Origin of the sequence: Xylanibacillus composti (assembly GCF_018403685.1) — a bacterium.
Lineage (GTDB): Bacteria > Bacillota > Bacilli > Paenibacillales > K13 > Xylanibacillus > Xylanibacillus composti.
The window spans coordinates 22320-38159 of record NZ_BOVK01000039.1 but is presented as its reverse complement, the minus strand read 5'-3'; the positions used below and the strand labels follow the sequence as shown (position 1 = coordinate 38159).

The following is a 15840-nucleotide window of genomic DNA, read 5'->3' as shown; positions in this document are numbered from 1 at the left end:
AGGAGCAGAGTTTTTATAACTGCCCCTTTGACGACCATTACTTCTCTCGTAGACACCCTAGAGGTAAGAACCGTCAGGTATTTCCCTCTACGCCTCAATTGGCCAATCCTTATATTTTTCTTTTGCCTGATCAATGATCGCATTCGTTAGGAACCGCAGCTGCTCGCCCTTTATCTTCTCCCGAATAAGCACCATTTTCACTGCATTGCTAACCTTTGCCAAGACATCAGCGCGATGCGGATTCGTCCAGTCGATTTGAAATTCCTTTTTCATTGCCGCGACCACTTTGCGAATCAAACCTGAAATAAACTCATTGGTGAAAGCATTATTACCCATATTCTCAATAATGTAATAAAAGGCCATTTCCTCATCAGACAGCCCCAGCGCCTCTTTCTTTTTGCGCTCTTCGTCCATTTTCTTCTTTGCCTCGACCATCATTTGTGCCACGGCGGTTGCTGTAATAACTCGATTATGATAATCGTTTATCGTCTTCTCAAGCAGTTTGCTTAATTCTTTTCCGAGTGCATTTTTTTGCTTCACCAAGTAAAAGATCTCTTCCTCCAATAACTTCTGAAGCAATTTCAGACGCAGATCGACGTGCGGTTTTTGCTCGAAATCGGCTAGGAATGCTTCGTCTAGGATCGAGATGTCCGGCTTCTCCAATCCAGCCTTCTCGAACAAATCAACGGCCTCTTCACGAGCGCCTATGCTACGGTCGATCAATTTCTTCAGTTCTTCCTCGATGTTCTTAGGCTTGTCATCCGGGTCGCCAGCGATTTTAAACTTTTTGATCTGAATCGCAGCAATTTCATAGAGCAGCACCTCATTCGCGTGGGGGATTACAGCTGGCAAGTGCTTCACAAGTTGATAAGCTTTATCCAGCTTGGCCTGAGCATTCAGGTAAGTGTCCTCGTCTGGCCCCATCAAAAAGCCTACAAAGTCCGCAATCCAATCTTCACGCTCAACCTTCGGCTTAGCCCGCCAATCTGTAATGTCGATGTCTGGCGGGATTAAGGCGCGTACCGCTTCGAGCGCCTCGAAGAAGATTGGCACCGCCTCGTCCTCGATGCTCCCAGCCGGCTTTCCTTTACCGCCGCCTTGTGTATAGCGATGCGTTGCCTCTTTCAGTGCTTCGGCGATGCCGATATAATCGATGACAACACCACCGGTTTTACCGGGGTAAACGCGGTTTACTCGGGCAATAGCCTGGATTAAGCCGTGACCTTTAATTGGTTTATCGACGTACAAGTAAGTTAGTGGCGGGATGTCGGTACCCGTGAGCCACATATCCCGTACGATTACGAACTTAAGAGGGTCATTCGGATCTCGTAGCTTTGCTTTTACGCTCTCCTGCTCTTCCTTGGACTTGATATGAGAGAACTCACTTCCTGGCTGCTTTTGGCGCCAACTTGGCGGGTCTTTGTCAATGTCACCGGTCATAACAATTTCAATCGACGGACAGCCGTCTATTTTACGCATTTTCTCGTAGAGTCGAACGCATATTTCACGGCTCATGCAAACGATCATGCCCTTTGCCTCAGGGGAAGCCGCCTTTGGGAAGTGCCCTACAATATCCTTGGCGAGCGTCTCCAACCTCTCGGACGTACCGACGACCTTCTCTAGCGCCGCCCATTTAGCGCGCTGTTCATCCCATTTTCCATCCCCAACCTGGCTGACAATTTGTTTAAATTCCTCGTCGAGACCTGCGTTCTCAAGATCAAGCGGTATGAGACGAGATTCGTAGTAGATCCGAAGCGTTGCACCGTCTAGCGTGGCCTGCTGCATGTCGTAGATGTGAATGACGTTCCCGAACAATTCAAACGTATTACGGTCCGCAAATGTTATCGGCGTACCCGTAAATCCGACGTGTGAAGCATTCGGCAAGGCACGACGAAGATTGCCGGCAAAGCCGTCAAAACTATACTGGGTACGATGAGCTTCGTCTGAAATGACGATAATATTTCGACGCTCTGAGCATACTGGGAACTCACCTTCTCCATCTTTCAAACGGAACTTCTCGATCGTCGAAAAGATAATTTGGCCGGCTTCGTTGCGCAATAGTTCCCTCAATTCATTGGCATTCTCTGCATGATGAACGTTCCCGACCAGGGACGTCCCCTGAACGAATGTCTCGTGCAACTGACCGTCGAGATCCGAGCGATCCACTTGGATGACGATTGTCGGGTTATCCATCTCTGGATGCCGCGACAGAATTCCAGAGAAAAACAACATAGAAAGTGATTTCCCCGAACCAGTGGCATGCCATAGGACCCCAATCTTCCGGTCTCCTTCTGGTCGAGTTGCGCGAACGGCGTGTTCAACGGCAAACCGAACGCCGAAATATTGGTGATATTTAGCGCCAATCTTGATTGCTTCCTTATTACCATCTTTCATGAACACAACGAAGTTGCGGATATAATCGAGCAGTCGTTCCTTTGGAAACATACCCTGAATGAGCGTCCTCATCGAGTTCGTAATGTTGTTATCGACTTCCTTACCATCGATGGACTTCCAGGCTGCATAGAACTCATACGGTGCCCCGGGAATGCCATGGAGCGTCAGGATACCGTCGGAGATGACCGCAAAGGCATTGTAGTTAAATAGTTGTGCGATGTCATAGGTGTAGTTCGTGATTTGATTGTAGGCATATTCGATCGTTGCCTGCTCGCTATACGGACTTTTCAGCTCGAACACCACCAGCGGCAACCCATTCACGTATATGATAAGGTCCGGCCGCCGCGCCATCTTCCCTTCGATCGAAAGTTGGTTTACGACAAGAAAGTTATTCGTAAGCGGCTCGTCCCAGTTCACCGGATATACATGGTGAAACACTTGCTCGCCTTTTTCCTCGTAGGAAAAGTCAATGCCCTTCACTAGCATCTCGTGGAACCTCTGGTTGCGCTGAAGCAATGTCACGCCGTCAGGATCGGCAAAACGCGAAACTAACACAGGGATATGCTGCGCCGGAATCCCGGGGTATGTTTTCTTGAGAAATGCTTCCAGACGGTCCCGAAGCACGACTTCATTAAGCGACGTACGACCGAACAGGTTCATCGCATGGGTATATTCGTAACCGATGGCCTCTAGACGACCGATCGTTGCTTCTTCAAAATCCGTTTCGTACAGTCCGTTAGCCACCGGCTAACACCTCCTCAACTTGTTCTTCTGCTGCCCTCACCTCGATTTCTCCGGAGAGAAGACGGGGGAGTAGGTAATTACGAGTTTCAATTAAAGCTCTGTTTTCATGAATGTTCGCGACAATTTGATCCACAAAAGCAGCGGTTTTTTGGTTAAATTCATTTCTTATCGAATCAGGCGGAATAGGCACATTATATTTGGCCATTTCTTTCCAATCGCAACGAGGCATTTTAGTACCACCCGATGTACTCGTACAATAATCGATAAAAGCATCTTGAATAACTTGACCAAACAGCATACCAAAGTACTCATTTTTTAATGGCTTTAGAACTAAAATGTCGGTGGAACAAACCCCATCAATAGGAGCCACACCTACCTTCTTGAAGTAAGGGCGTAGTTTCCCAAAAAGAATGTCACCCTTACCAAACATAAACTTATGACTTGTAACTTTATTGCTATTCTCCCATTCTTCCAATGTGACATTTCCCTTGGGCATATGTTCAAGGCCTATATATGGGCACGTTTCATCTAATTCAGAAGGGTCAACCTGTACCTTATGAACATAGCTTATTTCGTTCAAAGTACCCCATCGCCAACCAATAGGGAGATCATTATCCATGAACTCCTCAAATGGAGCAAAATCCACAAACCAATGCTTATACAAAGCCATCGCCATCTGTTCAAACGTCTCGTTCATGCGACGGTTTAGTTCGATTTTTTCATCAAGTGAGCCGAGAATTTCAACTATTCGCTCTTGTATACTCAATGGTGGAACATTTATCTCAAACGATTCAAGAATCCCCTTTGTTAAAGCCTTTCGCGTCCCACCGTGCGCCTGATTAAGCAGTTGATTCTTATTCATAGGCTCATTTAAATAATACATGAGGTATCTCGGGTTTAGACGTGATCGGTCTGCCCGTAAAATACATACATGCTGATTTACCCTAGCAGGTATTGCATCATCCGGCACAATACAGCATCTACCAATGGAATCACCAGTAATATTAATCAAAACATCATTTCTGTAAATCTCAACCCCCTTCATTCTAGCTGCTACATCTTCACCAATAAAAACAAGACCATTTTTCACGAATTGATAATCATAAACATTCTGGCTTCTTATAAGCGAAGTACCCTCTAACTGATATACTTTTTCTCCGCCACGAGGAGTGACGCCGCTCCCAATTTTATTTGTAAGGTCACCTATCTTCATTGTTTTCATTATCATGAAATCAGAGCCTCCAAGTTACGAGTAATTCGCTCCTGAAGTCTATTCGACTCTATAAACTGCTCCTGAAGCCGGCACATCAATTCCGTCATCTTTTCCTCAAACGGAACATCATCAATTTCTGTTTCTTCGGTTCCAACATAAATTCCCGGAGTCAACTTATAGTCGTTACCCTGAATCTCCTCTATAGTCGCTACCTTAAAGAATCCTTCAACACTTTCAAACTTGCCATTCACACTACGAAACGTATGGTAAGCGGCAGCAATTTCAGCGATATCCTCTTGGGTGAGAACCCTTTGCTTCCGACTAACCATAACTCCCTTCTTGCGTGCGTCAATGAACAGCATCTCGTTCTTCCGAGCCCGGTAGCCCTTCTCTCCATCACGGTTCTTGCTCAAGAAGAATAAGCAGCAAGGAATTCCGGTCGTAAAGAACAACTTTTCTGGTAACTGTACAACACAATCGATGTACCCCTCATCCACCAACTTCTGCCGAACATCCTTTTCACCAGAATTATTCGTCGTCATCGCTCCGTTTGCCATGACGAAACCAGCCGTCCCTCCATCCTTCAAGTGATACAGGAAGTGCTGCATCCACATGTAGTTCGCGTTGCCGTCTGTTACGGCCTTGTCATAGTCCGTAATGAGCCTCGGATCGTTCTTTTGAATTTTCTCGGCCCCCCACAATTTTTGATTGAAAGGAGGATTCGCGATCACGAAATCAAACTGCTGGTCCTTATACTGATCGTTGAGGAGCGAATCTCCGAGACGGATGTCGGCGTTGATGCCGTGCATGAGGACGTTCATTTTTCCTAGTCGTACGGTGAGATCAACGCTTTCCTGACCATAGAACGAAAGTGCGTATTTGTTTTTAGAATAGCGCTGGGATTGGACAAACATGCCACCTGAACCACAGGCAGGGTCCAAAAAGGTGCCCGATTCTGGTTCTAGCATTGCAACTAACAGCTCAACAATGGAACTCGGCGTAAAGAACTGACCACCGCGGCTGCCTTCGCTCGAAGCAAAATTCCCGATAAAATATTCAAATACACGTCCTAATACATCCACAGCATCGTCACTGGACGAACTGAATGTATCGCGCGAAAAAATTTCGATTAGCGAAGCAAGGTTTTCAATTGGAAGGTTCGTGCTCCGATAGATACGCGGCAGAACGCCAACCAGATCATCATTCTCGGCTTCGATCAATTTCATGGCGTTATCAAGAATTTCTTTAATGTTGGGCTGCTTGGCGTTTTTCACTATGTAAGACCAATGTGCTTCCTCAGGCAACACGTAAACGCGCTCAGCAATATATTGGTCGCGGTCTTCCAGAATTTCACGTACGATTTCCTCATCACTGAAATACATTGGACTGTTGGGGTCGCTTAATTGCACCTCCAATTCCTTGCGACGTTTGTCGTAGCGCAAAGAAAGGTAGCGCAAGAAGATGAGCGGTAGAACAATATGCTTGTAATCAGCCGGAGCGACGGTTGCACGCATCCGGTTTGCGGCTTCAAAAAGTTCCTTTTCAAAGTTTATATCTGCTTTTGCTGATGCCATATTAATTACCCTTCCTTTGTGAAGTAATGCCATTATTTTAATTACGTTTAACTGACAACATGATGTGATAGAACAAATGTTTGAGCATATAGTCCTATATTAATGAATTCTACGAAATACGACATCAATCCTGCTTAAAGTCTCAGAAAACAATTTGAAATGAGAGTGTTTACCCTTAATGCTATAATTAAAGTGCCGTTGATTATTATGTCATTTAAGGAGAACTTAAAATATGAACAAACCAACGATCTTTTTTAGCCATTCGAGTAAAGACAAAGACTTGATACAAGCCATTAAAACAAAGCTGGATTCCATTACTGGCGGTGTATTGGAGATTTTTCTTTCGAGCGATGGTCAAAGCATACCATTCGGAAGCAACTGGGTTCACAAAATTGAAGATGGCCTAAATCAAGCTTCAGTAATGTTTGTTTTTGTAACGCCAAATTCAATCGCTACCAATTGGATTTATTTTGAAGCAGGTTTTGCATACTCAAAAAACATTGAAGTTATTCCTGTAGGAATCGGAATTGACATAGCTTTATTGAAGGCGCCTTTAAGTTTACTCCAAGGGTTCAACATTACTTCCGGCGACGGACTAAATAATTTTATTACTGTAATAAACAAGAAATTTGACTATCGCTTTGAAGAGAAGTTTTCTGATGACGACTATATAAGTATGATTTCTTGTCAAAATGAATCATTCAATAATCTAGATTTACGAGATATTTTTGATAGTGTTGATTACGAGTTGTTATCGGAGTATGGGAATGGAAATGGTGGAAAAGTTACATACAACGTAGAAGGGTTTTTCGAGAATATAACAGCATACCTCATTAATCATAACGTTAAACACTCTTATGAGTCTTCTGATAAGCAAAAGAGCATACTTGTTTACGGTATAAAAATAGTTTATAAAATTGGGAAGAAGAAGCAGGATGAAAAAGGTTCCGTCAGGCAGGATGAACTAGATAAAATCTTTTTTACAATGTCACCTTATAATTTTGAGAAATCATTTAATCTTTTTGTTCAACTTGTTCAGTTAATTGATGAAAAGGAATGGATTTATCTTAGGTTTAGCCTAAGAAATGGATATGCTTATATAACACGAGAAGAACACCTAGCATCTGTCGTGTCAATGTACCCAGATGAGTTTGGCTTTGCTGAAAAACGTATCGGAAGCTTTTCCTATCGAGAAAAAGATATGAGATTCTCCATATATGACTTGAATAAATGGCAGTCGCAGAAAGCCGCACACTATGTTCTTGGATTGTCCTTCATTCCCCAAAATATAATTTATCGAGACATTCAGGACTTCTTTCAATCATTAGTCGAGAAAGACATTATATATAAAATTTAGCCACAAGACATCGAGTCAACTTGACCCGATGTAACTTTTTTACAGACCACACCACTTGCAGGTGGTTTGTTTATTTATATACTGACATCCCTGAACAGTCGGTATATTCCATAAATCAAGACTCCAATCAATCCACTTTCCAGCGCCCAAACATATTCGCTAACGAGAAATAAACCTGCGCCAAACCCTAAAAATATAACGCTTATTATTTTGAGCACGGCTCCTTCATTTTGGTTTAGCCATCTTATCAAATCAGACACCTCCCCTTCGTTTTTCTGAATTACTGGGCCGTATTATTTTATTTTTCTCACCTTATTTTTTTGATCTTGCCGCAATTGCTCCCTCAACCGTTCATTATCCTCTTGCAGCCTTTGGATCGTTCCTTTCATTTCATCTTTTTCAATAACCAGTTTCCTGTTGTTTTCTAAAATCTTTGCATTAATTATTTTCTGCTCCTTTAGCTCGTTCTTCACTTTTTCATATCTAAATTGCAGTAATTTGCTGCCGTATAATTTAGCTGGTTCGGTGCCAGCTGCCGCTTCCTTAGATGCTTGTTCCAATTCCTCCTGAATCAATATTGCCTGGTCGCAACGTTCTTTTAGTTCAGGCCTATTATAGATCGTTCTTCTAGGCACTCCTGACTTCTTGGCTATATTCGAGATTGTCAGTTTATTCTTCCCTCGACGGAGGTTCGTTATCGCTTTTTCGATTTTTTCTAGATTTTCATTTAACCTCGCCTGGGTCATACTATCCTAACCCCCAATTCATCCTGTGAAACATATTCGGAATTGTCGTTATTTCCTCGATAGTCCATTTGAGATTCTAGATCTCGTATAATTCCAAGCAAATAATTCTCAATTGTTTTTAATTTCGCCTCATAAGGCCCATTACTAGATGCCGTAGATAATTCGTTCTGTACTTTCTCCAGTCGTCCCTTATGAACTTCTAGAAATTCGGGAGTTGTTAAAAAGTTTTGACAACCAAGGCATACACCGTCACCTGCACAAGCTTCGTTTCGCATTGGGTGGTGCAGACATAGTCCGTGAGAAAGCACTTGGATTTTCATTGCTCTGCGTATTTTATTCACTTGATCTATAGTTTTCCCTTTGAATGGATTGTGTTGTTTTAGTTTCTCTTTTATTTCTAACGCTTTAACTCCAGCAATAACAGCGTTTTCATGGAGAACAGAAGAAAACTTACTCTCCACTACTTTCCTAAACAAGTGAGTATAGTGGGTAGTTCCTCGAATTGATTTATGATTCATAAGTTGACTTATTACTTCTATCGAAGCCCCACCCTTCAATGAATAGCTTGCAAATGCATGACGAAATGTATGACTGGTAAAATCAATTAATTCATCGTTCTTATCTCGGATATTATGCTGTTTAATCCATGGACGCAAGTGATTCTTATTCCAATTCGCATGCGAAGCCAATCCAACAGGGTAGCCCTTTTTGTTTCTAGTTCTGGACAGGAACAAATATGGAAGCCCTGATTCCTTTTGTAACGGCGCTGCATATTCTTTGATTTTATCCAATGCGTATACTACTAGTTGATTCGCTGGCTTTGAAACCTCTACTGGTTCGGGACTCAACTTTCCAGTTGAATAAATCAGCATCGTGTCGCCACCTATTTCCTTAATTGACGCGCTATAAATAGTGATGATTTCACTAATACGAAGTCCCAATTGAGTTGAAAGAACAACACTCGAAGCCGTAAGTATATTTTCACTCTTATCTAGATCGTCCATAGCAAATTTTACAATCCGGTCAATCAGATCCTCATCCTCAATCTTTTCTTTCACGATTTCTTCTGCTTTCTTGCTGTCCCTTTTGATACTTTTGTTAAAGATAATCATTTCCTCATACAGATTCTGAACGTATCGAACATCATCGGGAACTCCCCAACCCTTTACATTACCTTTCAGTAGTATCTCTTTAATCGCCAATGCACACTTTTTGATTGCAACTCCACTTAAGGGCTCCCCCGTTGTTTCGCTTTTTGCATCCAGTAGATACATAAAGTATGATTTCAACAAATCATAGGTTATTTCTGAAAAACCCTCAATCTCGGGCGCGGCTTCCTCAATAAATTTTACAAACCGTACTACACCATCTAAACTCCGCTTCGCTGTAAGAAATTTACCTGTTAATAGTTTATGAACCATATACCATTTCACCACATGCAACATTTCAGGCTTGTTTTCAACAAAGTTGAATTTTATCTTTAGCCTTGAACCGGACAGATGCCCAATTCTCACGTACCCGTTAAAATCCCAAACATTATCCGAAAAATAGTTATTCCCACAACGAAAATTTTGTTCCGTATTACTGCCATCGAAATCTACAAGCTTAAGATCCTTTGCTTTACCTATTTCCATGCTCACAATGCCTCCAGCCGCTCTATAATCGTTTCTAAGGCGTACTCGATGGTTTCTAGATGATTTACTGTTCCGATAAACTCTGATGCCATATACGCCTCTTTATCAGCCCTAAGTCGTTCTAAGTGTTGCTTGTGAATCGAGAGATGTTGAGGTGTTGTAATAAATTTAGGGCAAATTATGCATAAATTGAATTTTGCACATACTTTTCCTTCGTTATTTATCGGTTTTCTGCACACACCGTCGGGAAGAGCTGATGCTTTTAATGTTTTGGTATCATATCTTCCGTTACCTAAGCTTTCTTTATTGATCTCTTTTGTAATTACACCGACGAACCCGAGCTTCTTATATTCCCTTTGAATTTTTGGATTTTGAACCTTCGCATACCCCGCGGTACTGTGCAGGGAGTCATGCCCAAGATAATCTTGTATTTCGAATATTGTCATTCCTTTATTAAGCATGTCCGTCCCTAACGTATGACGAAATGCATGGAAGACTAAGGGATATACCTCGCCGTCAACATCTTTGATCTTATGTTTTTTTACAAATATCTTTAGCCAGGATCTAAACTCTCTCTGGATTAACCTATCAAATCTTTTTGCATTCGGCATCCAGTAAGTCACCAATAATCTCGAATTTATTGTTTTCCGAGCTTCTGCTGTATATGTTTCAAGGGTTTTAACAGCTGTCTTTACCCGATTTGAAACGGGAATAAACCGTTCCGATTTATTCTTTTCTGATCGTACATAAAGGACGGGTTTACCCGTGAAATCCTCTGAAATACAACCTTCTTCAAGTTCCAATGCTTCAGATAATCGTATGCCTGTATCTATTCCGATCTCAATTAAACTCTTTAAGATCACGTTCTTTTCATTTGAAAGGGCGATCTCAATCTGCCTCATGACAGTATCCGGGATATACCTGGTTTTGAGTATATCTTCCGTTTGTAGTGCTTTATATTCCTCACCATCAAAAACCTGTCTTGTTGGAAATCCATCATATTCAAAAAATCGCCCATACTCGACAAACCACTTTAATGCTGCCATTATCACGTTCCTTGTTGCGTTCGACATCTTTTGGTTTTGAAGATAAAACACGAACATTTGTGTATGTTGGTGTGTTAGTTCCTCAAATGTCTTTAAATTTAAGCCCACCTCGTTATAAAAATTAAAAAAATGTTTTAATGAATAATTATATCTATTTAAAGTTTCAAAAGATGGTTTTCCTAGCGTAAAACAATCAATTGTAATTTCTTTTAACGTCCTTTTAAACCAGCGATTTGGCAAGTATGTGAAATCAAATGTCATTGTGTCTCCAAGTGAAGATTTTTTTGATAATACCCATTTATCAGTTTTTGGGTTTATCGATTTAACAATTGCGGCATTCATTGTAACAAAGCACTCCTTCTTTGTTTTTGGAATTTCTCATACGCTATTCCTTGTGTTTCCAAATCAGGATGCATGTATTTCGCTGTTGAATTTATAGAGCTATGTCCAAGACGATGCTGAATATACACACTGTCAAACCCTGCTTCCTTCAATTCAGTGCCATGCGTGTGTCGCAACCAATGTGGAGTACACTCAATCTCCACTAATCGTGATAAGTCATTGAAAAATGTGTTCACAGGACCTCTAGTCATATATTTACCTTCATTCGGACGGCGATGATTCACTAATATTGTCTGGAATTGACCAGAATCAGGCCTTATATTACAAACATACTCGTCAATGTTATATATTAAATCGTCACTAACCGGTATTTGCCGCTCTAATGTTTTTAATCTGTGATCCTTGTGGTAAAGAGGACTATGTGTTCTAAACCAGAGAAGTCCATAATTTTTCCCGGCTTTCGGGTATTCATAATCATTCAATCGTAAGCCTAAACACTCTCCGATTCTACATCCGGTCTCATACAGAATTCGAAACATAAGCTTATTCCTAATAACAAGATCAGCTTCACTTTGCACTTGTTCAATTCCCTCATACAATGCCTCAATTTGAGATCGTGCTAATTTCCTTGTATTTTTTGACTTTGGCTCCTTCACCCTGAAAAAGGAGAAGTCAAGGGTTTTCCTTCTTATGGGATGATTTAAATAATGATTAAGTTTCATATTATCTTTGACTGTTAATGGATTTGATTCAATCCAACCCCCTAATCCCTCATAGTAACGATAGAACGATGCAATAGTGGCTAAATATCTGTTTTTTGTTCTCGCCGACTTAGGCTTCCCCTTTCCAGCGTTGGTTTCAAGGTACTCCAGCCAAGAAAGCATGTCCCTTTTCCTTACTTCATAAAACTTCATCTCTTTGATTTCCAACCAGCTAAAAAACTCCTTGAGGTCGTTACAGTATGTTTCAAGCGTTCCGGCAGACATACCTTTCTTTTCAAGCCAATTTAAGAACAAGACCACTTCTTCAATAATGTTGTAGTTCTCATCAACGATAACGAATTTTTCTACTCCATTATCACTCTGAGTCTTTTCCACTTTTAACGGCACTTTGTTATCACCTCTTATTGATAAGTACATCAACTTTCCTGTTTTCGTTTCAATTCCCCCACATTTTCTTAAAAATTATTTTTGATACAATCACACTCACCCTCAATTATTGATTTTTCCTCTGTATATGACTGGCACAAAATTATACCCTAGAAAAATAAAAAGAACCCTTGATTTCTCAAGGGTTTAAGCGACTTTAACAGTATTCAAAAAACAATTCACTTGTGTCAGATTTCAGAACGGTAAATCATCATCAGAAATGTCGATCGGACTGCCGTCATCGGAAAAAGGATCCTGCTGCTGTTGATTGCGTCCGCTATCCTGAGACGGTCCGCGGTCGCGGTATGATTGGCCGCCTCCGTCGTAAGACTCGTCCCGATTGCCGCCGCCCCCGGCTGATTCCAGAAAACGCACGTTGTCCGCCACGACTTCCGTTACATAGACACGACGGCCTTCATTATTATCGTAATGACGCACCTGAATGCGTCCCTCTACAGCAGTCAGTCTGCCCTTGCGCAAATAATTCGCACAGGTCTCAGCCAGCTGCCGCCAAGTTACGACGGGAATGAAGTCGGCCTCGCGATTGCCGCCCTGGCTCGTAAACGGCCGGTCTACCGCAAGCGTAAACTGCGTGACCGCAACGCCGGATGGCGTGTAGCGGAGCTCCGGATCTCTGGTTAATCTACCGATGAGTATGACACGGTTCAACATCGAATCCCTCCCGGACTATAGGCATAGATACTCGGCTTAGGCTACAACGTCTTGGACGATCAAATGACGGATAATCTCATCCGAAATGCGGATGACACGATCCAGTTCGCTAACGGTTTCACGTCCTGCTGTGAAATTCACGAGCACGTAAATGCCGTCATGCTGCTTATTGATCTCATACGCAAGACGACGCTTACCTTTGACCTCGTACTTGTCTACAGTACCGCCGTTGTTGGTGATGATGCCCTGGAGCTTCTCTCCTACTGCTTGGACAGTTTCCTCGTCAGCTTCGGAGCGGATGATGAACATCATTTCGTATTTGCGCATTCGATTCACCTCCTTCTGGACTAAACGGCCCCCACTGTTTGGGAGCAAGGAGCGAGATACTTGAAAACTACTTCAAAAAACTCGCACTAAATAACTATATCAGATTGCCGCCTTGGAAGCAACCATTGATCCATATCACAACATTCCCCTATCCTCAGGCAAATCGCAGACTCGAGTATCGCTAATTGTAACAACATTCGTTCGAGTCCTCTCCAGCTTTCCGGCCGCTCCTGGCTGCTTGCAAACTTTGGCGTGCATGGAGCAGTTGCGGAGGGTCGCATACTATTCGAGAGGGCATGAGAATTTTAAAGCGAGGTGACCGAGTGTGGGTGAACAGACACAATTCGAACCAGGAGACAAAGTGCCCAACAACGGCACTTACTCCGAAGTTGGCGAACGGGCCTTTCACATGGGTGTGAACGATCCGCAGCATGTAACCTTACAAAAAGGCGACACCTTCCCGCCTACCACCAATCAGAACCGAAAGTGGAAGCTGGACCGCCAGGGCAAGCACTAGCGCAGCCGTATGTCAGATGCTGCGCTTGCCCGCCTTCTGCAGTTTGACTTTGGCAGAAGCTGGCCGCTTATGATCTGATCTTCGGCTATTTGCATCATAAGGGAATTGCATGCTAACGGAACATGGAGACGCTATTTCGCTGATTTCGGGGAAATTGGATATCTAACGGAACTGGGAAGGCCTTATTCCGAGAAATTCCGTTCAATACACATGATTATGCGGGAGTAGTGTCTCTAGTTTCCGTTAGAATTATGAAATCCGGGGAAAATCAGCAACTAGTGTCTCTCCGTTCCGATAGAGCTTCTCCCTTGTGCACCGGATTTCCCGGCTCCGTCGATCCGATCAGCTCTCCCGCCAAACAAAAAAACGACCCCTCGGGTCGTTCTTTAGCTACGGAAAGGGTGGGATTCGAACCCACGCACGCCTGACGACGCCTAGCTGATTTCGAGTCAGCCCCCTTGGACCTCTTGGGTACCTTTCCATGAGTCTGCCATTTAGCGGACAAATCGTATTGTAGCATATTCGATTGACTCCTTGCAACGGTTATTTTTGGATCGCTGCCCGTCCGTTCGCCAAGCTATCAAAAGCTGTGCCCCATCCGCCGCAGCATGATTGGACACAGCTTCCTCTTGTCAGCACAATCGCCGTATTGCCGGCTTAATTCTCGTCCTGCTCTCCTTCTTGCTGGGCCGCGGCTCTCAGCACCTTCTTCAAGCGTTTCTCGAACTTCGCCCGCGGAATCATCACACTATGCTTGCAACCCGTACATTTGATCCGTATATCCATGCCCATGCGGATGATTTCCATTTCGTTCACACCGCACGGATGCGGCTTCTTCAATTGCACAATATCGCCCAATCCGTAACGAATCGGTTCCATCTCTTATCCCCTCCTCTGAGAGATTAACCGGAATGGGCCGGTTCATCCTTGCGCTGCAGGGTGACAAGACGCGGATACGGAATTTCGATCCCCGCCTGGTCGAGCGCTTTCTTCAGCTCCGCATTCATCTGCCGGCCTACAGCAAATTGTGTATTCGGCTTGCATTCGGTCAATACCCGAATTATCACCTCGGAAGCGCCCAGGCTCTGGACACCCAGCACATCCGGATCCCCGACGACATTTTCGTTCATTTCCTTCACTTTCATCGCTGTCTCCTTGATAACCTGCAAGGCCTTGTCAATATCCGATTCGTAAGCGATTGAGATATCCGTCACCCCGATGGAATTGTTGACAGAGAAGTTCGTTACCTCGCCAATGGCCCCGTTCGGGATGATATGAATTTCTCCCGTCCAAATACGAAGCTTCGTAACCCGCAGCCCAATTTCCTCGACCGTCCCCTTCTGTCCGTTTACCATGATGACATCGCCTACCCCGAACTGGTCTTCGAAAATAATGAAGAATCCGGTAATGACATCGCGAACCAGATTTTGCGCGCCGAAGCCGATTGCCAAGCCTAGTACGCCTGCCCCTGCCAGCAAGGGCATGAGACTGTATCCAAATTGATCAATGATGAGCAAGAGTGCGATGAAATTGATTGTGTAGCCGCTGACATTTCCGATCAGCTTCCCCATCGTCTTAGCTCTTCGCGGATCATACTGGATACGTCGATTCTGCCGATCCGCAATCATATGAGTAATCGCTCTGCGGACAATACGCTTGGCTATACCTGCGGCTGCCAGGATAACGACGATTTTGACTAGCACCATACCCCAGTTCAGCCAATTGTCCGGATTGCTCATTTCATCCATGAATGTCGCCCATGCCGTGTTAGCCAAATACCGCTGCATGCCTCATATTCTCTCCATTCTGTACCGAATCTGCAATTCCGTCAGTCTAGTAGTAGTTTATCATAGCCATTTCCCTTATTGGAATAGAGCCCCCGGATCTCCACGTTCTCCTCCCGAATTATCCGTATAACCTGCTCCTTATCCTTGTCATCGAACGCAATCGACAGCGCGCATCCCGCTGTGATTTCCTTCGGCGTCGGGCATGTATCAATCTCGATCTCCGCATAGTCCAGCAGCATTTCGGCACGCAGTGCTTGTTGTGTGGAGTCAAAGGCAAGCAGCAGCATCTCTCATCCATTCCTTTTCGCATATAGTATAAATCCCCTGCGATCTTCGTAT

At 43.6% G+C, this 15840-nt stretch carries 14 protein-coding genes and 1 tRNA gene; 2 read left to right on the top strand and 13 right to left on the bottom strand.

Annotation, left to right across the window (positions count from 1 at the left end; translation table 11 throughout):
• Positions 1–87: 87 nt before the first annotated feature.
• From XYCOK13_RS14280 to XYCOK13_RS14270, 3 genes are read right to left on the bottom strand one after another with little or no spacing between them, the layout of a single operon-like run.
• Positions 88–3138 carry a type I restriction endonuclease subunit R gene (locus tag XYCOK13_RS14280; protein ID WP_213412843.1) on the bottom strand — a complete coding sequence of 1017 codons (3051 nt, stop codon included), beginning with the start codon at positions 3136–3138 and terminating at the stop codon, positions 88–90.
• Positions 3131–4366, bottom strand: coding sequence for a restriction endonuclease subunit S (locus XYCOK13_RS14275; RefSeq protein ID WP_213412842.1), 1236 nt, complete (start codon positions 4364–4366; stop codon positions 3131–3133). The genes XYCOK13_RS14280 and XYCOK13_RS14275 overlap by 8 nt, the downstream gene beginning before the upstream one ends.
• Positions 4363–5925 (bottom strand): type I restriction-modification system subunit M, encoded by a 1563-nt coding sequence (locus XYCOK13_RS14270; RefSeq protein WP_213412841.1) that lies wholly within the window; start codon positions 5923–5925, stop codon positions 4363–4365. The genes XYCOK13_RS14275 and XYCOK13_RS14270 overlap by 4 nt, the downstream gene beginning before the upstream one ends.
• 232 nt (positions 5926–6157) lie before the next feature.
• Between XYCOK13_RS14270 and XYCOK13_RS14265 the strand changes: the two genes are divergently transcribed.
• Positions 6158–7282, top strand: a complete 1125-nt coding sequence (locus XYCOK13_RS14265; protein ID WP_213412840.1) for a toll/interleukin-1 receptor domain-containing protein — start codon at positions 6158–6160, stop codon at positions 7280–7282.
• Positions 7283–7575: 293 nt separating this feature from the next.
• On the opposite strand, the gene XYCOK13_RS14260 is transcribed toward XYCOK13_RS14265, so the two are convergent.
• The 6 genes from XYCOK13_RS14260 to rpsF all read right to left on the bottom strand — a co-directional run bounded on the left by XYCOK13_RS14260 (position 7576) and on the right by rpsF (position 13197).
• Positions 7576–8028: a hypothetical protein gene (locus tag XYCOK13_RS14260; RefSeq protein ID WP_213412839.1), complete on the bottom strand. Its 453-nt coding sequence runs from the start codon at positions 8026–8028 to the stop codon at positions 7576–7578.
• Positions 8025–9662, bottom strand: a complete 1638-nt coding sequence (locus XYCOK13_RS14255) for a tyrosine-type recombinase/integrase (protein ID WP_244865174.1) — start codon at positions 9660–9662, stop codon at positions 8025–8027. Before XYCOK13_RS14255 ends, XYCOK13_RS14260 begins: the two co-directional genes overlap by 4 nt.
• A gap of 2 nt (positions 9663–9664) precedes the next feature.
• The gene (locus tag XYCOK13_RS14250; protein WP_213412838.1) at positions 9665–11050 is read right to left on the bottom strand and encodes a tyrosine-type recombinase/integrase; all 1386 of its coding nucleotides are present in this window, start codon (positions 11048–11050) and stop codon (positions 9665–9667) included.
• Positions 11047–12159 carry a tyrosine-type recombinase/integrase gene (locus tag XYCOK13_RS14245; protein ID WP_244865172.1) on the bottom strand — a complete coding sequence of 371 codons (1113 nt, stop codon included), beginning with the start codon at positions 12157–12159 and terminating at the stop codon, positions 11047–11049. The genes XYCOK13_RS14250 and XYCOK13_RS14245 overlap by 4 nt, the downstream gene beginning before the upstream one ends.
• A gap of 234 nt (positions 12160–12393) precedes the next feature.
• Positions 12394–12870 carry a single-stranded DNA-binding protein gene (gene ssb, locus XYCOK13_RS14240; protein ID WP_213412836.1) on the bottom strand — a complete coding sequence of 159 codons (477 nt, stop codon included), beginning with the start codon at positions 12868–12870 and terminating at the stop codon, positions 12394–12396.
• Positions 12871–12906: 36 nt separating this feature from the next.
• On the bottom strand, positions 12907–13197 hold the full coding sequence (gene rpsF / locus XYCOK13_RS14235) for a 30S ribosomal protein S6 (RefSeq protein ID WP_213412835.1): 291 nt from the start codon (positions 13195–13197) through the stop codon (positions 12907–12909).
• Between the two features lie 325 nt (positions 13198–13522).
• Between rpsF and XYCOK13_RS14230 the strand changes: the two genes are divergently transcribed.
• Positions 13523–13714 carry a YjzC family protein gene (locus XYCOK13_RS14230; RefSeq protein ID WP_213412834.1) on the top strand — a complete coding sequence of 64 codons (192 nt, stop codon included), beginning with the start codon at positions 13523–13525 and terminating at the stop codon, positions 13712–13714.
• A gap of 393 nt (positions 13715–14107) precedes the next feature.
• Here the strand turns inward: XYCOK13_RS14230 and XYCOK13_RS14225 are convergent.
• The 4 genes from XYCOK13_RS14225 to XYCOK13_RS14210 all read right to left on the bottom strand — a co-directional run bounded on the left by XYCOK13_RS14225 (position 14108) and on the right by XYCOK13_RS14210 (position 15788).
• Positions 14108–14195, bottom strand: a tRNA-Ser gene (locus XYCOK13_RS14225).
• Between the two features lie 176 nt (positions 14196–14371).
• Entirely contained in the window at positions 14372–14593 is a 222-nt protein-coding gene (locus tag XYCOK13_RS14220; RefSeq protein WP_213412833.1) for a DUF951 domain-containing protein, read from the bottom strand.
• 23 nt (positions 14594–14616) lie between these two features.
• Complete coding sequence (locus tag XYCOK13_RS14215; RefSeq protein ID WP_244865170.1) at positions 14617–15501, bottom strand: mechanosensitive ion channel family protein; 885 nt, start codon at positions 15499–15501, stop codon at positions 14617–14619.
• 41 nt (positions 15502–15542) lie between these two features.
• Positions 15543–15788 carry a putative Se/S carrier protein gene (locus tag XYCOK13_RS14210; protein ID WP_213412832.1) on the bottom strand — a complete coding sequence of 82 codons (246 nt, stop codon included), beginning with the start codon at positions 15786–15788 and terminating at the stop codon, positions 15543–15545.
• Between the last annotated feature and the right edge of the window lie 52 nt (positions 15789–15840).